This window comes from Alteromonas sp. CI.11.F.A3 (genome assembly GCF_032925565.1).
Taxonomy (GTDB): Bacteria; Pseudomonadota; Gammaproteobacteria; order Enterobacterales; family Alteromonadaceae; genus Alteromonas.
The window spans coordinates 3,875,772-3,900,579 of the sequence record NZ_CP136708.1 but is presented as its reverse complement, the minus strand read 5'-3'; the positions used below and the strand labels follow the sequence as shown (position 1 = coordinate 3,900,579).

Annotated in this window: 20 protein-coding genes; 11 read left to right on the top strand and 9 right to left on the bottom strand. The window is 44.2% G+C overall.

Annotation, left to right across the window (positions count from 1 at the left end; all coding sequences use genetic code 11):
• Positions 1-164: 164 nt before the first annotated feature.
• The 5 genes from R1T43_RS16770 to R1T43_RS16750 all read left to right on the top strand — a co-directional run bounded on the left by R1T43_RS16770 (position 165) and on the right by R1T43_RS16750 (position 7,045).
• A complete protein-coding gene (locus tag R1T43_RS16770; RefSeq protein ID WP_317350438.1) occupies positions 165-2,348 on the top strand; it encodes an ABC transporter permease subunit in 2,184 nt (727 codons plus the stop codon).
• A complete protein-coding gene (pstA, locus tag R1T43_RS16765; RefSeq protein ID WP_317350437.1) occupies positions 2,341-3,918 on the top strand; it encodes a phosphate ABC transporter permease PstA in 1,578 nt (525 codons plus the stop codon). The genes R1T43_RS16770 and pstA overlap by 8 nt, the downstream gene beginning before the upstream one ends.
• A gap of 8 nt (positions 3,919-3,926) precedes the next feature.
• Entirely contained in the window at positions 3,927-4,733 is an 807-nt protein-coding gene (gene pstB, locus R1T43_RS16760; RefSeq protein ID WP_057793688.1) for a phosphate ABC transporter ATP-binding protein PstB, read from the top strand.
• A 36-nt stretch (positions 4,734-4,769) separates the two neighbouring features.
• Positions 4,770-5,486: a phosphate signaling complex protein PhoU gene (gene phoU, locus R1T43_RS16755; protein ID WP_211069817.1), complete on the top strand. Its 717-nt coding sequence runs from the start codon at positions 4,770-4,772 to the stop codon at positions 5,484-5,486.
• Between the two features lie 290 nt (positions 5,487-5,776).
• Complete coding sequence (locus R1T43_RS16750) at positions 5,777-7,045, top strand: inorganic phosphate transporter (protein WP_211069816.1); 1,269 nt, start codon at positions 5,777-5,779, stop codon at positions 7,043-7,045.
• A 135-nt stretch (positions 7,046-7,180) separates the two neighbouring features.
• Here the strand turns inward: R1T43_RS16750 and R1T43_RS16745 are convergent, their stop codons facing one another.
• Positions 7,181-8,179: a universal stress protein gene (locus tag R1T43_RS16745; protein ID WP_317350436.1), complete on the bottom strand. Its 999-nt coding sequence runs from the start codon at positions 8,177-8,179 to the stop codon at positions 7,181-7,183.
• Between the two features lie 199 nt (positions 8,180-8,378).
• On the opposite strand from R1T43_RS16745, the gene R1T43_RS16740 reads away from it, so the two are divergent.
• The 4 genes from R1T43_RS16740 (at position 8,379) to R1T43_RS16725 (ending at position 11,561) form a co-directional block, all read left to right on the top strand.
• Complete coding sequence (locus R1T43_RS16740) at positions 8,379-9,287, top strand: hydrogen peroxide-inducible genes activator (protein WP_211069814.1); 909 nt, start codon at positions 8,379-8,381, stop codon at positions 9,285-9,287.
• 92 nt (positions 9,288-9,379) lie between these two features.
• Positions 9,380-9,910, top strand: coding sequence for a sigma-70 family RNA polymerase sigma factor (locus R1T43_RS16735; RefSeq protein WP_317350435.1), 531 nt, complete (start codon positions 9,380-9,382; stop codon positions 9,908-9,910).
• Entirely contained in the window at positions 9,911-10,633 is a 723-nt protein-coding gene (locus R1T43_RS16730) for a hypothetical protein (protein ID WP_317350434.1), read from the top strand.
• 16 nt (positions 10,634-10,649) lie between these two features.
• Positions 10,650-11,561 carry a hypothetical protein gene (locus R1T43_RS16725; protein WP_317350433.1) on the top strand — a complete coding sequence of 304 codons (912 nt, stop codon included), beginning with the start codon at positions 10,650-10,652 and terminating at the stop codon, positions 11,559-11,561.
• A gap of 81 nt (positions 11,562-11,642) precedes the next feature.
• On the opposite strand, the gene R1T43_RS16720 is transcribed toward R1T43_RS16725, so the two are convergent.
• The 7 genes from R1T43_RS16720 to R1T43_RS16690 all read right to left on the bottom strand — a co-directional run bounded on the left by R1T43_RS16720 (position 11,643) and on the right by R1T43_RS16690 (position 19,455).
• A complete protein-coding gene (locus R1T43_RS16720) occupies positions 11,643-12,158 on the bottom strand; it encodes a hypothetical protein (RefSeq protein ID WP_317350432.1) in 516 nt (171 codons plus the stop codon).
• Positions 12,155-12,790, bottom strand: coding sequence for a PAQR family membrane homeostasis protein TrhA (gene trhA, locus R1T43_RS16715; RefSeq protein ID WP_317350431.1), 636 nt, complete (start codon positions 12,788-12,790; stop codon positions 12,155-12,157). The genes R1T43_RS16720 and trhA overlap by 4 nt, the downstream gene beginning before the upstream one ends.
• 460 nt (positions 12,791-13,250) lie before the next feature.
• Entirely contained in the window at positions 13,251-14,855 is a 1,605-nt protein-coding gene (locus R1T43_RS16710) for a diguanylate cyclase domain-containing protein (RefSeq protein WP_317350430.1), read from the bottom strand.
• The gene (locus R1T43_RS16705) at positions 14,848-15,291 is read right to left on the bottom strand and encodes a hypothetical protein (RefSeq protein ID WP_317350429.1); all 444 of its coding nucleotides are present in this window, start codon (positions 15,289-15,291) and stop codon (positions 14,848-14,850) included. Before R1T43_RS16705 ends, R1T43_RS16710 begins: the two co-directional genes overlap by 8 nt.
• Positions 15,292-15,299: 8 nt before the next feature.
• Positions 15,300-16,544 carry a hypothetical protein gene (locus R1T43_RS16700; RefSeq protein ID WP_317350428.1) on the bottom strand — a complete coding sequence of 415 codons (1,245 nt, stop codon included), beginning with the start codon at positions 16,542-16,544 and terminating at the stop codon, positions 15,300-15,302.
• Between the two features lie 245 nt (positions 16,545-16,789).
• Positions 16,790-18,208 carry a sugar porter family MFS transporter gene (locus R1T43_RS16695; RefSeq protein WP_317350427.1) on the bottom strand — a complete coding sequence of 473 codons (1,419 nt, stop codon included), beginning with the start codon at positions 18,206-18,208 and terminating at the stop codon, positions 16,790-16,792.
• A 32-nt stretch (positions 18,209-18,240) separates the two neighbouring features.
• A complete protein-coding gene (locus R1T43_RS16690; protein WP_317350426.1) occupies positions 18,241-19,455 on the bottom strand; it encodes a DNA-binding transcriptional regulator in 1,215 nt (404 codons plus the stop codon).
• A 172-nt stretch (positions 19,456-19,627) separates the two neighbouring features.
• Here R1T43_RS16690 and xylB point away from each other — a divergent pair, with 172 nt between their 5' ends.
• A complete protein-coding gene (xylB, locus tag R1T43_RS16685) occupies positions 19,628-21,088 on the top strand; it encodes a xylulokinase (protein WP_317350425.1) in 1,461 nt (486 codons plus the stop codon).
• Between the two features lie 72 nt (positions 21,089-21,160).
• Positions 21,161-22,480: a xylose isomerase gene (gene xylA / locus R1T43_RS16680; protein WP_317350424.1), complete on the top strand. Its 1,320-nt coding sequence runs from the start codon at positions 21,161-21,163 to the stop codon at positions 22,478-22,480.
• 371 nt (positions 22,481-22,851) lie between these two features.
• Here the strand turns inward: xylA and R1T43_RS16675 are convergent, their stop codons facing one another.
• Positions 22,852-24,537 carry a glycoside hydrolase family 9 protein gene (locus R1T43_RS16675; RefSeq protein WP_317350423.1) on the bottom strand — a complete coding sequence of 562 codons (1,686 nt, stop codon included), beginning with the start codon at positions 24,535-24,537 and terminating at the stop codon, positions 22,852-22,854.
• Positions 24,538-24,808 lie beyond the last annotated feature (271 nt).

The following is a 24,808-nucleotide window of genomic DNA, read 5'->3' as shown; positions in this document are numbered from 1 at the left end:
ACTGGTTAGTATTGCTAATAAACCTTGATAACAATAGTGTTTGAGGCAGCCTACTTTAGGCGTATTCACCCGAATTAACCTAAAAGTTTTCGCTTGCTATTAGCATAACAAAACTTACACTGCTCACCAGTGTAATTTACACCTGATAATATTATTAAATAAGAATGACTTCCTACAGCGATAGCATTAATAGAAAACGCCAGCGCAACGATAGGTGGGGGCGGTATATCGTCACCGGCTTTGGTGGTTTGGTATTGCTGACGCTGGTTATCTTAATTTCGCACCTAGTCAGTCAGGCTTTACCCTTGGCGTTAGTGCCTAATATTGAGAAAGAGCACCAGTTCGCATTACCCCAAGGCAGCCATGTTGAAAACGCCGGCGATTTGCTTGGCGGCCAGTTAGTGGTAATTAGCGGCGAGGAATGCCGCTTTGGCTTATTTGGCTACAATGATAGTAATATCACTAAGCATCATGACTATATTCGCCCTTGTGATCATCAATTGTCGACTACCTCATTAATGGGCGAAAATGCAATTGTGGATATCTCCGCTGGTGGACAAGTTCGCGTGGTGCCCGTCAGGTCGTTAGCGTATCGCAGTGTATTGATTGCGAATAATTCAGATCCTATAGGTCAGTCTTCAAGCCTAGCATCCTCAACAATATCTTTTGCACTACCGAGCAAATATTGGTCACAAACTTCGTCCTGGCATTTTGCGTTGTCATCGAAGTGGGCGGCAATAGCGCTACATACACCATCGGGTACTTTTATTCGCTGGGTCAATCAACTTAACCCCACGCAAATGATTGATAAGTTCTTTGCCAATGTTGATAAAGTACATTTGTTGCCTGGAGCACAAATGATGTTGGTAGAAAAAGAAGCGCATTTGTTCCTTTCACGTCTTTTTGAGGATGAATCAGAACTCTCGCTATTAACGTCTTTCAATAAGTCCAACAGCCACGACACTTCTATTTTAAGCCTAGAAAAAGACAGGACCTTTTTCTTACAAGATGACGCAAATCAGGTTAGCCGGTGGGTATTACATCGCGATGCTAACAAGCTTGGCTTCATTGAAACTTACCAGTTCTCGTTAAATGTGGGCGAACGGTTGGTTGATATAAAAGAGCATGCCAGTATTAATGTGGTGGCAGCGCTTACTGATAAACAACGCCTACTATTTATCAACCGAGTATCAGGTGAAGTGGTCACAACCATAGATTTACCCGAACCTATACAATCAGTCTCTTGGTTCGGTAACCGACTTTACGGCTATAATGATGACGCTATTTTCATTTGGCAGGCAAACCACCTAAGCGGTATTACTACGTGGCGCTCGCTATTTGCACCGCAACATTATGAGGGATATACCGACGCAGATACGGTGTGGCAAACCACAAACGCCACCGACTTCCAAGAAGCGAAGTTTAGTCTTACGCCATTAATAATAGGTAGCATGAAGGCATCGCTACTGGCGTTATTTATTGCCATTCCAGTAGCAATCGGCGCAGCCATTTACACCGCCTTTTTTGCCAAAGAGCGACTTCGCCATGCGCTAAAACCCGCCATTGAGATGCTAGAAGCGGTTCCCAGTGTACTTATTGGCTTTATCGCCGCCATTTGGCTATCACCCATGGCCGAACAATTTCTTTTCTCTTTTGCTTTTTTTCTTATTGTTATTCCATTTGTATTAATTGCAGTAGCCTTTGTTCAACGCCCCGTTGCCGATCGCTTGCCGGCTAAAATTCGACATGGTGCTGAGTTAGGCTTTGCGTTACTTGGCGTATTTATACTGGGTTATATCAGTGTGGTATGGGCGCCAGAGTGGTTCTTTAGCGTCATTAATGTAGATGGTTTTGACATGCTAGCCGCTGAGTCTGATAGCCCTATAGGTAAAACGACGATAGTGGTGGCGCTAGCACTGGGCGTCGCTATTTCACCGAGTATTTACTCTATTGCTGAAGATGCCATTGGTGGTGTGCCCGATGAATTAAAGCACGCCTCGTTTGCGTTAGGGGCTACGCGGCTTCAAACCCTCAAGCATGTGGTATTGCATGTTGCCTTTCCGGGCATTATGGCGGCGATAATGCTTGGATTTGGTCGCGCATTTGGGGAAACCATGATTGTACTTATGGTGACAGGGAACACGCCGATATCTAGTTGGGGCTTAATTGAGGGCTTACGTGCATTAACGGCCAACTTAGCCATAGAATTACCCGAAGCCGATGTGTCATCGGCGCATTATCAAATTCTTTTCTTTACCGCTGGCATACTCTTTGTTTTCACCTTTGTTGTAAATACGATTGCTGAATTTACTCGTCAACGCCTACGCAGTAGATCTTATTATGAATAATATTTTCAATGGAGGTTTTAACGCCGTTCATCGTCAGTCGTTAGTTATATCGTTAACGGCGTTTTTCACGAGCTTATTATTAATTGCTTTGGTCAGTGTGTTATTCCTTATCACCTTTCGTGGCGGTGCGTATTTTTGGCCCGAGCCCATTTACAATGTGACTTATAAAGTTCCGGCAACCAATGAAAGCGCTCTGTCTGACAATAGGATGTTCGCTCAGCTTTATATGGCTGACGAAAACGAGCAAATATATCAAGTTCACTTTGCTGACGAGAAAAGCCCGTATGGTTCACAAATGCAGTTGGCCAGCGCGCATATCATCAACAAAGAACTTGCTTATGGCAGTGCCGAAATAAAAATTAAAGATGGGCGCTTCGTATTGGGGCAGCCTGAATTTTTAACCACACCGGACAGTCGGCGGGAAGATTTATCGCTGTTTTCAGACATTCAAGACAGAGTATCGGCACTAAGTGCGCAAATAGAGAAAATCAGAAGCGAGCGACTATCGCCCATTCATGAGTCGTTGGCATCACTAGATAGCAAAGGTGTGGATCAAAATGCGCCGGCAAGAAAGCGCTTAGAGACGCAGTTCGAACGCTGGCAGCACGAAGTTATCCACTTAGAGGAAGAGCGAGACGAATATGAACTCAGTGTTACTTTTGCCAATGCGCAAGCGTACGCTATTCGAGTATCTGAAATTAAAAGCGTCGATTATGTAAGCCAGCTTAACTATTTTGAAAAGTGGCAGGTGGCATTGCGTCGTATCGCGACCTTCCTGACTGATTCACCCAAACAGGCGAATACGTCTGGTGGGGTGTATCCCGCGCTATTTGGCACTGTGCTAATGGTATTTTTAATGACCATTATAGTGACGCCGTTTGGCGTGCTGGCAGCGATTTATTTAAGTGAATACGCCCCTGATACGCCGTTTACCACCGCCATAAGAATAAGCGTTAGTAATATGGCCGGCGTCCCTTCAATTGTTTATGGGGTTTTTGGTTTAGGCTTTTTTGTTTATACCTTGGGCGGCAATATAGATGCACTTTTCTTTGCAGATAAATTGCCTGCACCCACCATGGGAACCCCAGGTGTATTTTGGGCGAGTTTAACCATGGCTATTTTAACCTTGCCGGTGGTTATCGTTGCCACCGAAGAAGGCTTGAGAAGAGTACCCGAGGGGTTAAAACGGGGGAGTTATGCCCTTGGTGCCACCAAGGTTGAAACTATCGCTAAAACCATTCTGCCCATTGCGTCACCTGGAATAATGACAGGCGTTATATTAGCGATTGCGAGGGCAGCTGGTGAAGTCGCACCTTTAATGTTAGTTGGGGCGGTGAAATTTGCCCCTACGCTACCTATAGACGGCGAGTTCCCGTATCTGCATCTAGAAAGACAATTCATGCACTTGGGCGTACTCATTTATGACGGCGCCTTTCATAGTCATACTGATGCGAAGAATTCTTCAATGATGTTTGCCGCCTGCTTGCTGCTACTAATCGTGGTATTTGTATTGAATGTGCTTGCAGTTATACTAAGAACGCGGTTAAGAAAGCGCTATTTACAAGGGTAACCTTTTACATGCTGAAGTTGTTTGAACGCAATACGCTCAACGTGGCTGACATCACAGATGACACCACGGCTATCGATGTGCGTAACCTCAATTTATGGTTTGGAAATAAGCATGTGCTTAACGACATTTCAATGCGTATTCCAAAAAATAAGATCACCGCATTAATTGGCCAAAGTGGGTGCGGTAAATCTACCCTAGTAAACTGCTTTAACAGACTTAACGATTTGTACGACGGCTGCAAATACGAAGGCGAAATTATTATTGGTGGTCGTAATATCAATAGTAAAAAGGTGAACGTATCGCGGCTACGTACGCAGGTAGGTATGGTATTTCAGCGGCCTAACCCTTTTCCCATGAGTATTTACGATAATGTTTGTTACGGGCTTCGCCTGCAAGGCATCAAAACCCGACGCCACTTAGACGATGCAGTAGAAAGTGCATTAAAAGAAGCAGCATTATGGGATGAAGTTAAAGACAGATTGTTTGAATCGGCTAATGCGTTATCAGGCGGTCAGCAGCAGCGCTTAGTTATTGCCAGAGCACTAGCCCTGAAACCCGATATTTTGTTACTAGATGAGCCTACCTCGGCGCTCGACCCATTAACGACCTTGTTTATTGAGGAATTAATGGCTGAGCTTAAGAAGCGTTGTACGATCGTGATTGTTACCCACAATATGCAGCAAGCCTCTCGAGTTTCAGATTACACGGCGTTTTTCCATCAGGGGCGATTGGTTGAATATGCAGACAGCGATTCGCTATTTACCATGCCAGAGAAGAAACAGACTGAAGATTATATTACTGGCCGCTACGGCTAATGAGCCAAATCAGCAGTAGCGAATAGGAGCGATACAATGCGTCAGGTTGCACTGAATACCCATATTTCCGGAACCTTTAATATCGAGTTAGAAAACTTAAGAAACTCGGTGTTAACCATGGGCGGCGAAGTAGAGCAGCAATTACTAGATACCTTAAAAGCGCTTAAATTAAATCACCCTGGCTTGGCTGAAAAAGTGGTGTTGAATGACCTTAAGATTAATTCTATGGAAATTCAGATAGACGAAGAATGTATTCGGATTATTGCCAAGCGCCATCCTACCGCAAGCGATCTTCGCCTAATCATGACCATATCTAAAGCCATTACTGACATTGAAAGAATGGGCGATGAAATAGAACGTATTGCTAAGCTGGTCACCCGCAACAAATTACCTAGCTCTGACACTATCAAAAGCAGCATGTTGTTAATCGGCGAACGAGTAGCGGCGATGATGCGGGGTACGTTCGATGCCTTTGCGCGTCAGGATGAAAGTGCGGCCTTGGCGGTATATAAACAAGACAACCGAATAGACAGCGAGTATAAACGCTTACTCACTTACACCACCACAGAAATGGAAAAAACCACAGAAGATATGCAAGATTGGCTAGACGTATTGTGGGCTATGCGTTCATTAGAGCGTATTGGTGATAGGTGTAAAAACGTGTGCGAATACGTGGTTTATTTAACCAGAGGGACAGATGTAAGGCATACGCCACTAGAAAACATTCATCAAAAGTTAGAAGATTTGACTTAAAAATTGGTCAAAAACTGTCACAAAACCGCAATACTTGCCCAAATTATCATCGTATGAATTTAATTCCGTTGCGTTTTCTGTTTTTTCGTAGATTTTCACTATGGCTCTGCAGACGATTACGCTATCATGCGCCGCAGCAAAGTATAATTCGTGCAAAAAATAATCTAAGCCTATGCTAAGAAACGTTTTGCCGTGTAACTATCATTTTTTGTCTACATCACAGCCGCATATTTGTCGGGTGATGTGGCAGTAGCTAGCTTAAATCGCGTAAAGATCAGGAGCGGTTATCCGTGGAATTTTTCGAGAGTTATGGTCTCATTCTTATTCTCCTTGCTGCCGGTGTCGGCTTCATTATGGCTTGGGGTATTGGTGCAAATGACGTCGCCAATGCAATGGGAACATCTGTTGGTTCTAAAGCGTTAACGATAAAACAGGCAATTATTATTGCTATGGTTTTTGAATTCGCCGGAGCATACTTAGCGGGTGGGGAAGTTACCTCTACCATACGTAAAGGTATTATTGATCCAGATTATTTTTCTGCTATCCCTGAGTACCTTGTGCTCGGTATGATTTCTTCCTTGTTTGCAGCGGGTATATGGTTAGCCTTTGCATCTTGGTTGGGATGGCCTGTATCTACCACTCACTCTATTATTGGCGCTATTATCGGTTTCACCGCAACTGGCGTAAGTATGGACGCGGTAGCGTGGGGTAAAGTAGGTGGTATTGTTGGTAGTTGGGTAGTAACGCCAGCTATCTCGGGCATTATTGCTTATCTCATCTTCATGAGCGCCCATAAACTTATCTTTGAAACCAAATCTCCGTTTGAAAATGCCAAGCGTTATGTTCCGTTTTATATGGCACTAGCAGGCTTCATTATGTCGCTAGTTACCATTAAAAAAGGACTAAAGCATGTAGGCTTGGAAGTGAGCGCTGTTAACGGTTATATATTGGCTGTGATTATCGCTATTGTGTTGGCCATAGTTGGTAAATGGTTTATTGGCCGTATGAAGTTCAGTGGTTCAGAAGACGCTGATTTACAAGCTGCTAATGTGGAAAAAGTGTTCGCCTTACTGATGGTTGTTACTGCCTGCTGTATGGCTTTTGCGCATGGTTCAAATGATGTTGCTAACGCTATTGGGCCATTGGCTGCGGTAGTGAGTGTGGTGACATCTGGCGGTGAAATTAATGCTAGTGCCAACCTAGCATGGTGGATCTTACCGCTTGGTGGCTTAGGTATTGTGCTTGGTTTAGCCATATTCGGTCATCGCGTAATTAAAACTATCGGCCAAGGTATTACTCACCTTACACCAAGCCGTGGTTTCGCCGCTGAATTAGCCGCCGCCACTACGGTAGTGATAGCGTCAGGCACTGGCCTTCCTATTTCGACTACGCAAACCTTGGTAGGTGCAGTATTAGGTGTTGGGCTTGCTAGAGGGGTGTCTGCGCTTAATCTTGGGATAGTAAGAAATATCGTGGTGTCGTGGATTGTTACCCTGCCTGCAGGTGCTATCCTTTCTATTATTTTCTTCTTCGCACTAAAGGCAGCCTTCGGCGTTTAATTGCCTATTAAAATTTGAAAACAAAAAACCGCGTTAAACGCGGTTTTTTGTTTTTCTAAATAACGCTTATTTTTGAATAGCGCGGTAGCCTGGGCTTTTTGTATGACTTGCGCTTAAGTGGCTACTTTTAAGCGCCTATTCTTCAGCTTGTTCAGATTCATCAAGCTTGATGGGAGAGTCAAACCCTTCAGGCTTAATGCCTACCACGGCGCAGTTAAGTTGTTGAATAGTCTCTTCTGCCGTACCGCCCATAATAAAGCCTGGCACGCCAATGCGAGCCACTGTACCCATAACAATCACATCAGTGTTAAGTGATTTTGTGGTAGCCGCTATTTCTCTTCGAGGGTACCCATGCACGATATGTTTTTCAGGTTGCAAGAAATCAATAGTGTCAGGAGCTAGCTCACTTTCTAATTCGCTCAATAACGATTCAAGGGCTTGCTCTCTTTCATCATGAATTTTTGCGAGATCGGTTTCCATTTGGTCGTTGTCTACGCTAATAAAACCATCTCGTACAATGTTCTCAGGAACCGCATCAAAAACGTGCACAATATGAAGCTGCGCAAACTCCAACATGGCGATGCGGGCAGCATGACGTAATATGTCTAAATTCAGCTTTTTACGAATTGATATTTCGTGTTTAGGGTAGTGGTAATTTAAATCGAGTGCCGCCACCACGTTTTTATATTGGCTACGGCTCTTCTTACTCAACACCCAAACCGGACAGGGGCATTTACGAAACAAGCGTATATCTAGCCCACCAAATAGGCGGTCTAAAAAGCCTTCTTCACTTCGTTTAATAACCAAGTCGTAATCGTGCCTTAGCACGTCAGTTACAATATCAATCAGTGGGTGACCAATTTTAACCACGGTTTGCACGGGGTACTCTTTCGACCAGGTTTCTTCCTGCTCAGTTAGCCAATGTTTTGCCTGAGACTCCATAGATTGGTGTGAGTCAATATAGGCAAAAGACTCCATTACCATATTGGCATTAGGCGGCAAAGCTTCTAAGGTAAGCATGATAGTTAAAGATGCTTGATTACTCTTTGCAATATGAATGGCCTGGGCAACTACATCGTCTTGTCGGTGTGAGTCACTAAGTACACATAAAATATTAGTAAAATGGCTGTCCATAGAAATCCTTAGCTATTAATGCGCTATATGTTCTTATACTTCATCCTAACGCTTGAATTGCATGCTTGCTACCTTGAAAGCATGATTTACATCATAACAAAGGTCGATTTCATAAAAGGGTAATAACCGTATTCTTATTGGGTCTTTGTAATCTTTGTGCTAGATTAAAACTTAATTTTCTAATCAGTAAAGAGTTGTTATGAAGTGGCCTAATCTCAAACACTTACATTACCTAGTTACCCTATATCAAGAGCAGCATTTTCACCGGGCTGCCCAGCGCTGTAATGTAAGCCAATCTACATTGAGCACGGCAATTCAAAACCTAGAAGAACACTTTGGTAGCCAGTTGCTTGAACGGGAACACAAAACCTTTGTGTTTACTTCTTTGGGGTTAGATATTGTTGAGCGAAGCAAGTTGTTGCTGCAAGAAGCCGGTGAGCTGGTGGAATACGCACAAAATGCGGGAAATTGGCAACGAGGTACACTTAAGTTAGGGGTTATCCCAACCATCGCGCCCTTTTTGTTTGAAGGTATGCTGGGAGCATTTAACGCATTCTTGCCTGACATCAACGTAGAGATGCAAGAAGACACCACAGAAAAGCTGCTTCAGCAGTTAATAGATGGGCGATTAGATTTACTTATTTTAGCGTTACCCATGGAGACCCCTGGATGTAAGCAAATGGTATTGGGGCACGACCCGTTCCATCTTGTGGCCCATGAAGAAATGGCTGACAAACTGCCCGACCCCGTCGATATCGCTTCTTTACCCAAGAAAAGTATTTTCTTGCTGCAACAAGAGCACTGTATGACCGGCCACGCGGTAAGCGCGTGCAACCTGCAGCACAGCGATCAAATTAGCTCGGTAGCGGCCAGCAGCTTGTACACCTTGGTTCAGCTAGCAAACAGTAAAATGGGTTATACCTTCTTACCCGAACTTGCCATTAACCAATCTATCTTGGCTCATACCAACTTAAAAAGTTTTGCCGCCGAAGAGCAAGGCTTTAGAGAAATAGGTTTAGTGTGGCGTTCAGGGACCACGCGTATGCAATTGTTCCGTCGTATTGGCGAAATCATCTCTCCACTTCTACCTGTCCCCACCCTTAAATAATGTTTTTGGCGAAAAAGTTTCAAACTTTTTCGCCCACTGCTTCGACTCTAAGAGTAGGGAATATAAAAAACACCTATATCGCGGGGAACGCAGTGTTCATAAAACGGGATGAAAAGCTCGTACAACAAGCATTAAAAGGCAATAGAAAAGCGTGGTTCACGCTTATATCACGCTATGAAACGGCCATGTACCAATACGGTATTCGCATGACCGGAAGTAGCCATGACGCCTCTGATTTGATGCAGGATATCTTTGTCTCGGTTTATCGAAGCCTAGCGAATTATCGCGGCGACGGCACATTTAAAAGCTGGCTGTATCGTATAGCACATTGCCGATGCATGGAGTTGTACCGAAAGCGAAAAGCCTTTACCGACATTGATGATATTCCAGAGCCTTTGTGCGAGACATCATGCCCTGAAATGCAGCTTACGAGCGACCGCCAAAGTCGGGCGGTAACGCAAGCTATGCAGGCTTTGCCGTTGGCACAAAAAGCCGTGGTAGAGCTCAAATTCTTTGGGCAGTTCACCTTTGAAGAAATTGCAGAGCAAATGGATATTTCAGTGAATACTGCCAAGTCGCGTTTGTATAGCGCACTAACCAAATTAAAGTTGGAGTTGGAATAAATGAATCAACCTGACCATAGCAATGAAGCATTAATTATCGCGTGGGTAACAAACAGTCTTACCGAAGAACAAAAAGCCTCGTTTTCTAAAAAATACGCCCAAGATAGCGTTTTTGCGGCGGCGGCTGATAATGCCAGTTTACTGGCTGGCAGCGCCAGTGAATTTGTAGCACCTCCAGTGCCTGATTGGAATAAAGCGCAGCTATTTCCGGCACAAGATAAATCGAGCTGGTTTCAGTGGCAAGGCTTCCCCGCCCTGGCTTGTGCGCTATCAGCCGTTGCTATTGTATTAGTGTTTACGGGTATGCCGAATAAAGATAATGGGAAGTCATTAACGGTGCAGGCACCAAACACTGTGGATGCTGAGCAGCTATCGAACTTGGTTGCTGAGCAAGTACGTGTGCAAGTGCAGCAGCAAGTAGAAAAACAGCGGGAAATGTACCAAGAAGCGAATCAAGTGTTGTTTAAAGAATATGCGCAATCACTTGCGGTACAGCAACAGCAGACGAGTGCCGATCTTACTCAGTATTTATTGGCCTCTAGTCGAGATGCACGTAAGCAAGATTTTGCTGAGTTACTTCAATTTATTAACGATCAGCGTATTGATGATCAGCGATTTTACGTCCGTCAGTTCAGTAAATTACAAGATGAAATTGATGGCATAGGTATGGGGTATAGCGTTGTGCTTCCCAATTCAAATTCAGTGTCTACAGAAGACGAATAACCAATAGGTAGCCCTTATGAAAAGACTATTATATTTATGCTTACTAACGAGTGTTAGTACCTTAACCTTTGCACAAAGCAATGCCACTTCATATGATTCTTTGTCAGATGAATTGGAAATTATGTCGGGCGTAATGAACACCGCGTTTCGTCAAAACGCCAACCCAAAAGGGTGGCGGGTATCGCGACTAGAAAGCAGTTATCTGGCAGGCCAGGGGGCAGTGTTTACCCTATCTGTTCGTGGGAAAAGTGCTGATTGGATCCGCGATATTGAAACCATGGTGGAAGGCATGCCAACCCCTCCAGCAGCACCAGTTGCCCCAGAAGGTGGTGGTATTGTTTTTGAGCTAAGCCGTGAATGGGAAGATTTTGCTGGTGAAGCCAGCCGTCGAATTGCCAAAGTTTTTGAAGATAACCACGACCAAATACGTGATATCCGCTCTCGCTCTAGAGAATTAGCATGGGAAACCCGCGAGCTAGAGCGCCGCAAGCGCGATGTGTCTTTTGAGTTACGACAAGCCGACGATGATAGAAAAGAAGCGCTTCAAAAAGAAATGCAGGAACTCGAGTCATCTTTAGCATCCATAAGCGCTCAGTCGGCGGAAATGGAAGAGCAAGCGCGTCAATTAGAAGGTGAGCAACAGGCGAAGCTAGCTAAACAAAAGGAGAGCCGTCAGCAAGCTTATCGTTCATTTTTGGCTAATTTTGAAGCCAGTATTGGCAGCACATTTTGCCGATTCGGCTCAGGACTTCGGGGGTTACCTGAAGGAGAGCACGTCAGCATGATATTGAAAGACTTTGAATACGGCGATGACAACAACAAACACGACCGAATTTATGTGTTTAGCAAAGCGGATATAAAAGCCTGCGTGCAAGAGCGGATTGATGCTGAAGCGCTATTGACCAGTGCCACTATCTACACGTTCTAACTGTAGCTTTTAGCTAAACCCATAAGCTATGGCTTCGACATCGGCGTTTAACTAACAGCGCGAACCGAGAACAAAGCGACGTTAAGGGGCGGTATGACCAAGCTCAGCCGCCCATTGTAGTTCACCACGGGATAACCCATTAGCCGAACTAGCTCCAAAGCTATGCAAAGCACTGTAAGCACTGTTTGACGGTACGCGGCAGTAGTGACACAACGCATAAAACAGTAAGCTACAGCGATGCTGTGAACCATCACAATGTAAATACACGCTGGCACCTTCAGTTAGCATCTGCGACAGTTCGTGCAGATATTGATGCAAGTGAACATCATCGGTAGGTGATTCTGCGGAAGGATGCAAAAAAGGCAGCCAAATCCATTCTAACCCAGCGGCTTTAGCACCATCGCGAATAACTGGGGCATCTTCCTCACCGGTTTGTAACGTGGCAAGGTGGCTAACACCCAACCCTTTCAACCTTGCATAGGTGTCTGATGTCGGTTTTTGTCCCAGACAGATTTTTCCCGCGCTAAGTGAAAACCACGCCAAGGAAGTTTGGCTATTTGCCCCTTTAGATACAGATGATGATTCGATTTTATTCATACCACATAATAATATATTGAGAAGTAATGGCAGCTGCACCCGCCCAATACGAATACATGCCAGATAGCATGGGTGTATTTTACCTTTTTCGCCACATAAAAACACACCCCAAGGCTGAAGCATAAACCACCCGCGACCAGTAACCACAATCCAGCACTGGGTAGCGCAATATAAAGCGGGTAAATAAGGCCAATGGCAATCCACCCCATCAACAAATAAGTCATCACGGATATTTTTGGAAAGCGGTGCTGCGCAACAAGTTTAAAGGCCACACCACCCAGTGCCAAACACCAAATTACCGCTGTCATAGTAATTCCGAGCACACCTCCAATCGACACTAATAGTAAAGGTGTGTAAGTACCCGCTATCAATAAATATATTGCGCTGTGGTCGAATAGTTTCAACCAACCCTTTGCTCTATGGTGCGATGTTGCATGGTAAAGGGTAGAGCTCAAAAACATAAGAATGAGCGTAGCGCCGTATATTGCGGCGGCGCTAATGGTTAGGGTGTTGTCTGCGCGGTAGAGTAAAAATACCATACCTACTATGGCAGCAATAAAACCCACACCATGACTAATACTATTAAGCCATTCTTCTAATACAGAATAGGCTTTTGCCGTAATGCTTGTCATGACTTCCTCCAACTCTGTTTTAATCTAGCGCCCATAATGATTCATGTGTACTGCTTCGTGCTTATTAACACTTCGGTATCTCGGCGCTTGTCATTCATATAGCGCACACGCTTTCAGCGTACACTTGTTCGCTCAAGTATAACAGAAGCGTAGTCAGCGAGTATCACAATTTTAAATGGCGCGATGATCAAAACGTGGTTTTTAGTATCTTAGATAATAAAAGTATTCGCCACGTATCTCATAGCGTGTGAATGGCAATCACCAAAAGTATTCAACGCAGCGTCTTGTTTAAGTCTAAAGGTTAGGCATTAGGGTTAAATATTAACGTTAGGTATTAAGATTAGGCATTTGACCCAGATATTTAGGTTGTCTGAGCTAGCGATTAAGGAGAAGTATTTAAATTAGCTATTTGGGAGTGGGGGTCACTGTTGGTAAAGCGGTAAACTCAATTAACGTCGTTTTACTGGTTATTGCTGCTATCTAATCCTTCAGGTTCAGCAAAAATCAGATAGTCGTCTGGGGCAGATACCTTATTTTGCTTGGCCTTATACATAGCGATATCTGCCAACTTTATTAAGGTATTCTTATTGCGACTCATGCGAGGGTAAAACGCCACGCCCACGCTCATAGAGACCACTGTGGGGGTAGTATCATCATTAAAATAAAACGGCTGCTTGACCCCTTCATTCACCTTAGATATGACTGTTTCAACAGACTCTTCGTCTTCAGCCTGTAAAAGCAGTACAAATTCATCTCCGCCCCAGCGGACCGCCACATCAACTTTACGGATTTTGTCTCTTAATTGCTCAGATACAAAAATAAGCACTTCATCGCCCGCATCGTGACCGAAAATATCATTCACGGCTTTAAATCCGTTTAGGTCAATTAACACTAGTGCAAAGTGGTGTCCTTTGTTCATCAACTTAGCAATAAGCTTCTCACCGCCATTTCGATTGTATATTCCGGTTAGTGAGTCGAAGTCCGCCTGCAATGCCAGATTTTGCAGTTCACGTTTTCGCGTTGAAATATCGTTGAAGGTGATTTGATAAAAACGCTCCCCGTCGTCAGTAATTAATGGGCTGGCAATCAACTGAACCCAAATGGCGGTTTTATTGGCTCCTGACTTTAATTTGAATTCGCCCGTGGCAAACTCGTTACGCGAAAATGCCTCTGGAAGTGAGGTTTTTATTGCAGCAGGGTTTTCAAATAACTCTTCTAATAGTTCGCCATAGTCCTGTTTTTCTTCAAGACCGATTTTTATAACGAGGTCGATAAAAGCCTTATTTCTAAGTTCAATTATGCCTTTTTCAGTCATTAATACCGTGGCTGACTTCGCATTTTCAAAAAGCATCCTAAAACGCTTTTCCAGAAATTCTATTTCTTCTCTTAATTGCCGTTCTTGAGAGAACTGTTCTTCAACTTTGCCTAGCAGCTGATTGGTATCATGCACTAATGCACCAATTTCACTGTCAGTGTGGTAATCAGGCACAGCAATACGCTGCGCTGTACCTGGGGTAATTTCATGTAGTGAACGCCCCACACGAAGCATGGGTGAAATAATGATGTAGTAAGTAATGATCAAGGCAACAATACCGACTACAAGCGCTTCTACGTATAGGGAATAGCTATTGTCGGTACTGATTTTCTCGGCTTGATGGATGATATGGTCAAAGTTTGGGTATATGTTAACTTCCGCTAACGATTCTTCGGGTATGAAAGGGTGTCGAACTAAAAATACCCGAGGCTCAGTGCCTTTGTTAATCGCATCGGTAACGTTAAGCTGGTAATACAAAGCGTCACTTCTGATAGATGCTGCAAGAATTTTTTCACTCTTAACCAACCCATTTATCGCCTCTTTGGCTAAATCTTCTTCTTCTAGAAATGAAGCTATGGACGCGGTTGCACCAACGGTTCGATAGAGTTCTTCGATATCGTAGTTCGCTTCAGTGATCTCGTTCTCGTACGTGACGCGATAAAAAAACTCCGCGGTGGTAAAAACCACCAACATGGCGGCAGCCACCAAGAAAAGCGCAAAACGAAAACCTAGACCACGAATATTAATCAAAGCGATACACTACCTTCATCTTGTCGGTAACAGACGACTCGTATACATAAGCTAAGGCGGACTCATCCTTTTCGAGTCGCTGTTTAACGTCATCTATTGTCAGTTCGATTTCAGGTGGTTTAACCCGACCGGAAAACTTTAACCTAGCCCAATAGGCATTAACGCGAGCGGGAGGCAAGCCGACTAATGCTTGGTAAAATTGCGCTTTAAGTTTAGCCTCGACTTCAATGTCGATGGGCGTAGCTTGTTTTCCGTTTGGAAACGCAGAGTACTTGCCCATAAAAAGATTAATTAAGCCTTTTTTATCCAATACTTCCACATCGTTTTTTTTATTTGTAACGACGACAATCTTATCTGGCGTGTACGCAAAGCAAGTGAAGCTGTGAAAGGCTATTAATGCAATAAAAATAAGAGAGCTGAGGCGATAAAGTTTCATATCCCCCCCTAAAAGCTAAAGCTTAGTGCGAGGAACAGTGTATGTGCAACGTCGTCCCCACTATCAACAACTAACCCATCTCGGGCTCTAAGGCCGCCGCCTCTCGCTTCTATATCGGTTCTTTCAACTTGTACTTTAAAGGCTAAATTTTCTTTTACATCCCAACGCCACCCTAACGAGAGCGAATGTTGATAATGAGCCAACGTACTAGCGACTTCTTCCACGTAAACGGCTAACTCGGCTGTATTTGCGTTAATGGGAAAGCCGGGCTGTTCTTCACTTAAGTAATAGGTGTCTGTTTTTGAAAATGAAACTAAGCCATAGAAAGTATGTGCCCCATAGAAATAGCTTATATTTAAAAAGCCGTTCAAAGAGTCCCGCAATGCAATTGAGTCAGAATCGATATGAGATAGCTCCCCAGAGACTTCCCAGTCGCCTAAGAAGCGATTTAGATAAACAGAGGTGTATTGAATAGACGCACCGCGTAAGCTCAATGAATCTGCGAAGGCGGTGGCACCACTCCAGAACGGCTGTAACTGTTCCACGCCAGAGGTAACAAATGCTATATCTGCGTTATCATTTTCAGCTTCAATTCGTGTGTGTTTAAATGCAACACTCCAATCAAATGAGGCAAGTTCAATACCTACAGAGCGCAAATCATTAAAGATTACTGGGCTATAATCGTTTCTGGTATAGTCGCTTTCACCTTGGCCCCAGAAGGTTTTGATTAGTAAATTAAAATCGCGATAGGGTTTGAGGTAGCTGATATCCGCTCCATCAAAACTTCTGGCTGGCACAATGCCATAAACTTCTGTAGGCACTTTCACCCAAGGATAAGCAATCGAGACGTCTCTGGTATCACTAAAGTGAAAGATATCGGCGGCGAGTCTTCCAGCTCTTACTTGCCATGAAGGCGTGATGTCGTATCTTAGAAAGGCCATTTGCGCAATGGAGTCTAGGTTTTGTTCATCTTGCTCTCGATAAACAAATTGGCCAACAAAATCGAGGTTAGCTGAAAAGCTGTAGTCGATTTGCAAGCCAATTAAACTCAAAGGTTTAAAGGCCAAACCGTCTTTTTTAGCTGCCTCTGCCTGTGAGCGGTCGGTACGGAATTGATAAGTTCGAGTATCGGCGGTTGCTGAAGCTAACGTACCAAACCCGCTAATTTTGAGTTTTTCTTGTTCGGCTAAGACGCTAAAAGTTGTCAGCAAGCTCATCATTACGGCAATGAGAGAAAACTGCTTTTTTATCATTTATCTTTACCTTTATCTTACCTAGCGTGGAAGGTGGTCCAACACACCCTGTAAGCTCTTAAGTTTTAGTATTGTTGCTACTTCAAGCATAGTAAAGAAACGAAAAAAAACGACTGATAAATCAGCCGTTTTTTCCTTACTTACATCATATTGTAAATATTAATAAACCAAATAAGAGCGTATGAACTTACCAGTAGCGCCTTTTGTTCCTAAAACCGGCCGTGAATATACAGGCACCGGAGCGGTTACCCCTTCATTTCTTCTAATTCTAAGCCCTTTGTTTCGTAAACATAACGAAGGACGAAGCCGATAGACAGCAAGGCAAAGAAAGCATACAGACCGTAAGCACCCGCAAGCCCTATTCCCGCAAGAAGCATTGGGAAAGACCAGGTGATAACAAAATTAGTAAACCACTGCACTAACCCACTTACGGCCAAGCCAGAGCCTCTTAACTGGTTTGGGAACATTTCGCCTAGCATCACCCACATTACCGGGCCCCAAGAAAAGTTGAAGCAGAAAACATAAAGATTGGCAGCGATAAGTGCAACAGGCCCCCAGTTATTCAACGCCAACCTTCCATCAACATGTTGTTCTGAATTTAGGAACGCTAACGTGACCACGGCAAGAGACACTGTCATGCCTATAGAGCCCCATTTTAGCAGTGGTTTTCTTCCAATTTTGTCAATAACAGATAACGCCACAACACATGCAGCAATGCTGATAGCCCCGCTTATAACATTAATAAGTAGTGCATCTGCTTCTGAAAAGCCAACCGCTTGCCACAATACGGCTCCGTAATAGAAAACAACGTTTATGCCGACTAACTGTTGAAGTGCAGCTAGCCCAATCCCTACCCAAACGATTGACCTTACTTTTCCAGAGTTTTTATGGATAAGGTCTTTTAATTGTGGTTTATGATCTTGCGACAAAGAGGCCTCAATTTCAGCCAGTTTATTTTGTCCACTAGCCCCGTAAAGTTTGTGCAACACTTCACTCGCTTGCGCTGTTTTTTTCTTAACCACTAAAAAGCGAGGGCTCTCTGGTATAAAAAGTAACATCAGGAAAAAAAGCAACGCTGGGATGATTTCCATCCAGAACATCCAACGCCAAGCTTCAAAGTCTAACCAAAGCACTTGCGTAGAGCCTGATGCATAGTCGGCAAGAAAATAGTTACTTAGGAAAGCAGCGAACAAGCCACTAATAATGGCTATTTGTTGAATAGACGCAAGCGTACCGCGATACTTTGCCGGTGAGACTTCTGCAATGTAAGCCGGTGCCATGACCGACGCAGCACCTACAGCAAGGCCTCCAATAATGCGAAATACAACGAATTCTAGCCCGCTGCCTGCTATGCCTGAGCCCCAGGCGCTGATAAGGAAAAAGACCGCTGCGACAAGGAGCAATGACTTTCTTCCGTATCTATCAGCTAAGCGACCGGCAAAAAATGCACCTACTGCACACCCAAGTAGCATGCTGGATACATTAAATCCTGTACCGACGCTCTGTGATTGAAACGCGACGCTTAGCCCTTCTACCGTTCCGTTAATGACCCCGCTATCGAACCCAAATAAGAAGCCCCCTATGGTAGCCACGATAGTAATAAATAAAACGAAGCCATTACCCGAGGCTTCGATAGGCAGGTCAATATTTGTTGTAGTGTCCATATTATTATTCTCTTTAAGGTGAGGTTCCGATTTCAAATGACTTTTATGACTGGCGAGCAAGGCTCATTTTCAAAATGATTTGGCTGTGAATCCTGGCGGTACTCAACGGGGGTTTTATCAAAGTGCTTTCGAAATAAGGCATACATATACTGAACTGACGGGTAGCCGCATCGCTGGGCTATAGCACCACTATTAGCATCAGTTTCTTTGAGCATTTGACATGCGCGGTTTAGTTTCTCGTTGTGTATTTCTGTATGAATGCTGTGGCCTCTTTCTTCCCGAAATCGCGTTTCCAAGTTAGATCTCGAGATGCCTACATGATCTAGCACCTGGTCTACTTTAATTCCCTTACACGCATTCATGTGTATGAAGTGGGATGCTTGCATCACAAGTGGATCTTTTATCGCTTTGAAGTCGGTAGACTGACGCTCTGCTACCGTTACAGGTGGCACTAGCAATTGCTTATTTTTTATTAACGTTCCGTTTAATTGTTTATGCAGTAATCGCGCTGCCTGATACCCCATTTCCAAGCTGCCTTGTCGCACAGACGTTAAGCTAACTCTGCTTAAAAAGCGTGTTAGTTCATCGTCGTCAATGCCTATGACGGCAAATCTTTCGGGAATAAGAAAGCCAAGGTGATCGCACGCCTGAAGTAAGTGGCGCGCGCGGGAGTCTGTCACCGCCACTATACCGGTGGGTGAGGGCAGGCTTTTGAGCCAATCGGTTAGGCGCTTCTGAGAATATTGCCACGTTTCGGCTCTTACTGCATGACCCCGATAAACATAGCATTCGTAGCCATAATGTTTCGCGAGAGACAGCATGGCTTGCTCTCTTTCTTGTGCCCATCTCTGCGCTTTACTGATTGGCGAGCCGTAGAATGCAAACCTTTCAATTCCCTTGTGCCGCAAATGATTGAAAGCCGCTTCCACTAAAGCGTAATTGTCTGTTGCTACATAGGGCACATTTGGATAGCTAGCGTCATCTTGGTAAGAGCCACCTATCGCCACTACCGGTACTTTGGTGTTACTCAGCGCTTGTTCGATAGCAGGGTTGTCAAAGTCTGCAATAACGCCGTCGCCACTCCACTCTTCGAAATGTTCAAGACGAGTTAAAAAGTCTTCTTCTAAATACAAATCCCAATCGGCATTTGATGATTGTAGATAGCTTCCGATACCTTCAATTATCTGCCTATCAAATATCTTACTTGCATTTAAAAGCAGCGTAATACTGTGCGCTTTTTCAACCATAATTAGTTCCTGCATATAAACAAATTACGTAAATTTCATTACGTTTATTGGTTTTAAATATACTAAACGACTAAGCGGTAATTAACAAAACGATTACAAAATTTCATAATTGATATTGACGCTTTTAATAATCAATATTTAAGACATAGCCACATATAAACGCGGAAAGACTATGTACTTAGGAATAGATTTAGGCACATCCAGTGTAAAAACAGTGTTAATGGATGAGGAGGGGGTAATTGAGGTCTCAGTAAGTAGACCGCTTAATATATCCATGCCTAAGCCGTTATGGTCCGAACAAGATGCTGGCGAGTGGTGGCAGGCAACGTGTGATTGTTTGGATGAGTTATCTAAACAGATTAAATTGTCCAACGTTAAATCAATAGGTTTAAGTGGACAGATGCACGGCGCAACATTGCTTGACCAGTCAGGAAACGTGCTAAGACCTGCAATTTTGTGGAACGACGGACGTTGCGTTGCCGAATGTGAGGAGCTAAGCAAGGCCGTACCTGATTCAGCTATGCGCACTGGCAACATTATTATGGCGGGCTTTACTGCACCAAAGCTGCTTTGGGTTAAAAAGTACGAACCCGAGGTATTTGCGAAAGTAAGAAAAGTACTACTACCCAAAGATTTTTTAAGGTATCAACTCTGCGGCGAGTTTGCTTCTGATATGTCCGATGCTGCCGGCACCATGTGGCTAAATACCGAGACTCGTCAATGGGATGAAGTGTTACTCGCTGCATGTGGTCTCAGTATTGATAATATGCCCGCACTTTTTGAAGGAAATGAAGTCACCGGCACACTGAAAGCTACACTGGCTAAGCGTTGGGGGATGCATGATGTCGTGATTGCAGGTGGCGCAGGGGACAATGCCGCCGGTGCGATAGGCTGTGGTATTTTTGAGCCAGGACACGCCATGTTGTCACTTGGAACCTCTGGGGTTTATTTCGCCGTTACCGACAGATTTTCAGTAAATACCGCTCAAGCTGTTCATAGTTTCTGTCATGCATTGCCCGACAGGTGGCACATGATGTCCGTCATGCTCAGTGCGGCAAGTTGTTTAGAATGGTATTGCATGCAAAGTGGCTACGAAAATGTAGCCGAAATGATTACAGACGTGCAGAATAATACTTCCCACTTAGATACTCAAATCCCACTATTTTTACCTTACTTAACAGGTGAAAGAACACCTCACAATAACCCAGCAGCAAAGGCCGCATTCTTTGGAGTATCTGTTTCGACTCGCCGTGTACATATGGCTCGCGCTGTTATTGAAGGAGTATCAATGGCGCTTGCAGATGGCATTGATGCCGTACACCAAAGTGGCGTGACGACAACGTCTATTAGTCTCATTGGAGGGGGCGCTAAAAGTATATTCTGGCGACAGCTTCTCAGTGACATTAGCGGGTACGACTTAGAGTACCGAGAGGGTGGCGATGTCGGGCCAGCATTGGGCGCAGCACGATTAGCAAAGCTTGCTGCCAACCCGGATTTATCACCCAGTGAAGTTTGTTTTAAGCCGAATCTTGAGGCGTCATACACACCTCAGAAAGAAATTCACAATGCATACCTCATCAAGCGCCAACAATTCAGAGAACTTTATTACGCAGTAGAGCCTTTTTTCTCGTAGCAACGCACGCGAGCCACATAAAATTAAAATCCTATTGTCATTTTTTACGCATTCTAGAGAAAGGAAAAAAATATGAATAACTACTTCGAAAATATCCCAGCCATAAAGTATGAGGGTGCAGAATCGACAAACCCTCTTGCCTTCAAACATTATAATCCGAAAGAAGAGATTGGTGGGAAAACGATGGAAGAGCACCTGCGGTTTGCGGCGTGCTATTGGCATAATTTCTGTTGGGATGGTGCTGACGTATTTGGCGCTGGTACGTTCAATAGACCTTGGCTTGCAGCGGGCGATCCCATGGAGCGTGCCAAGCAAAAAGCCGATGTGGCCTTTTCTTTTTTTGAAAAGCTAGGCGCACCTTTCTACTGCTTTCACGATATTGATGTCGCACCTGAAGGTGATTCAGTCAACGAATACATTCGCAATCTTTCAGAGATGACAGATGTGCTTGCCCTTAAGCAAGACGAGACGGGTATGAAGTTACTTTGGGGTACAGCGAATGTTTTTAGCCACCCACGTTATATGTCTGGCGCTGCAACAAACCCGAACCCAGAAATATTCACTCGTGCCGCGACCCAAGTTTATCACGCCATGAATGCAACAAAGACACTTGGCGGTGAGAACTATGTATTGTGGGGTGGTCGAGAGGGCTATGAAACACTGCTAAACACAGATCTTAAACGAGAGCGTCAGCAGTTTGGTCGCTTCATGAATATGGTTGTTGAACATAAACACAAAATTGGTTTTGAAGGGCTACTGCTCATCGAGCCAAAGCCGCAAGAGCCTACTAAGCATCAGTACGACTACGATACGGCTACCGTATATGGATTTTTAAAAGAGTTCGGGTTAGAGAAAGAGTTTGCGGTTAACATCGAAGCGAATCACGCCACACTTTCTGGGCATTCTTTCCACCACGAAATAGCGACAGCGTTTGCGCTAGATATTTTTGGTTCCATTGATGCGAACCGTGGTGATCCGCAATTGGGCTGGGACACCGATCAATTCCCTAACTCGGTAGAAGAAATGACCCTCATTTGCTACGAGATATTGAAAAATGGCGGCTACACATCAGGGGGCTTTAACTTCGATACCAAATTACGACGCCAAAGTTTAGATGCTGAAGATTTGTTCTTAGGCCATATAGGTGGCATGGACACCTGTGCGCTAGGTTTAAAGAAAGCCTATGAAATGCTTTCAAATGACGTACTCTCAGAGAATGTGAAAAGTCGCTATGCTGAATGGGATTCAGCCGTGGGGCGTAACATTCTAGATGGTAATATGTCTTTAGCATCTTTAGCTGAACATGCGCAAACCAATGGAATAGAACCTAAGCCGGTCTCTGGTAAACAAGAGGGCTTGGAGAATTACGTAAACCGAATTATTTACAAATAAATTGGTGTGAAAACTTAAAAAGCTGCCAATGGCAGCTTTTTTTGCTTTTAGCTGAGAAGTGTTTAGTTGAGAAGCCTTAGCTGACAAGCTCTTATAAGAAAGCCCTTAGCCTAGAACGGCTTATGAAATGTTGTTTTAACTCATACTTACTATACCAATTAAAAACACCTACCTAGTGGTACGCGGCCTCTGGCGCAAGCTCACCGTTGTTTAGGGCGTTTCATGCCAGAGCGCTTAATAACAGAGCACTCGACAACCTTGATAGCAGAGATTAGTGCAGTCGCATTCACCAAGTGAAGTACAAAAAGCGCAGCGGAATCGGCATTCGATACCGTGCGCGTTCAGTTTGATTTAGGTATCCCCAAGCAGGTTTACTTTGATAACGCGTTAATAGCACCTAGCACATATACCAAAGGGGCGTTCCAATTAATGGCAATCTCATTGGTAGAAAAGCTGCACCAATCGTCAATGTAGGAGTCTGCTGGTTTAGGGTAGGGGTAATCGCATTCATCTTGACGCCCGGCATGCGGGCCACCTACCAGCATGCCGGGTATGGGCGCTTTTACCCCATCGCTTGCTGATATGCGATGATGTGGCGACATAGGCGTGAGGCTTCCATAGCCCGTAACAAAGCTATAGCCGGTTGGGTTCATACCGAAAATATAAGAAATACTGTCGTAGACGGCATCTTTATATTTAGCATTGCCGTTGAGTTCGTAGGCGGTTAATAGAATTAAGGCTTTATTCAGCAGCACACTATTACTCCCCCATACATAATCATCTTCTTGCATTGGCACTAAATAAGGTGAAGTAGGTATCTGCTCGGTAATATTCTCGGCCAGCGTTATAAAAGCAGATTCTAGCCGAGCAAATTCTGAAACTGACAGCATGTCCTGTGCATTCTTTAATAATGAAATGAGGCCCAATGTTTCAACATCGGCCCACCCAGGTACACCAAAATTCACTTCACTATCTTTAATCGGGCTGACGTAGCGGGTATTCCCTGTGGCAATAAATAACTCGGACGCCGCCCAGAAAAACTCGTCAACGAACTTGTCATCGCCATACTCGCCACTTTGTACATCGTCAGGTTGAACATAACGAACATCTGGGTTGAGCATAGCCCATTGCCAAGCGGCTTCAGCCTGCAGTAACCATTGGTTAGCTATATCAGGAGCTAGGTCTTTATAAATACGGCTCGCCATGGCCATAGTGGCCGCAAAATCTAACGTAGCGCTCGTCGATACGCCAATCATAAAGCGCTGCGACTTATCGTCATGGGGCATTTCTATCCCTGCCCATTCCAGCGTAGTGAGTTTGTGAAAAACAGCGCCATCATGTCGCTGCATACTGGCCATCCAGTCTAGATTCCATCGTATTTCGTTTAGTAAATCGGCAACCCCGTCATCTGATTCTGGCATAGCGACGTCTACTGCTTGATAGTATTGAGGGTAATGTTCGTAGGCAGCAAGTAATGTGTAAGTCGCAATGCCAGCATTAACACTATATTTCCCGTAGTCGCCTGCATCATACCAGCCCTTTTCAGAGGACAACGTGGTAAGGGCATCCATTGAAGAGGTAGTTGCAGAGGCGTGCACGTTTACTTGAGTATCCGGATGAGCAACTGGTCGTTTCCATTGCCCTGCATATTCTTCACTTAGCGCCATACCAGAACGATTAAAATAGTAAGACTTTAATGCAGCGCGATGGGCGTCGTCATAAATGGTTGGGCTTATTGTAAATGGCAAAGAGGGCGGTACACCTTCAACGTCAATGTAAAACTCTCCAACTTCATTGAAGTCACTAAAACTGGCTAATTTTAAAAATGGGTCATTACTGAGCTCCCACGTCTTCGATTCTTCCAGCTCTCCTCGATAGACAATGTCATCGCTTGTTGAGCGTTTTATTGCAAAGTTTCCTGATGCAGAGGTTGGCACTAGAGCATGCTTTTTCCCACTTGGCAGGTATCCCACCTGATTAAGTTTAATACTCAATGGTTTTTCTGAACGGGCTTGTTGAAATTTGGATTTGCGATTGTCATCTGAGCATCCGGTCATAAATAAGCTAGTCAGACCTGCGAATAGCAAAAGTAAAAAGGTTCGGCTTTTAAAACGCAAACTAACAGATAAAAAGCGATACATGAGAGACCCTAGTGTTATATAGTTTTTAGTTGTTACATTTTTGTCAAAATGTAACGAAATGTCGTCTTTTTAAAGGCAGTAAACGTAAAAATAAACGCTTGATACCTGTATTTAAACGAATTTAGTCATGTTTAGTTGAAGGCTAAGAAAAAACATTCTATTTACACGCTTTAGGTTAATTCGCTTC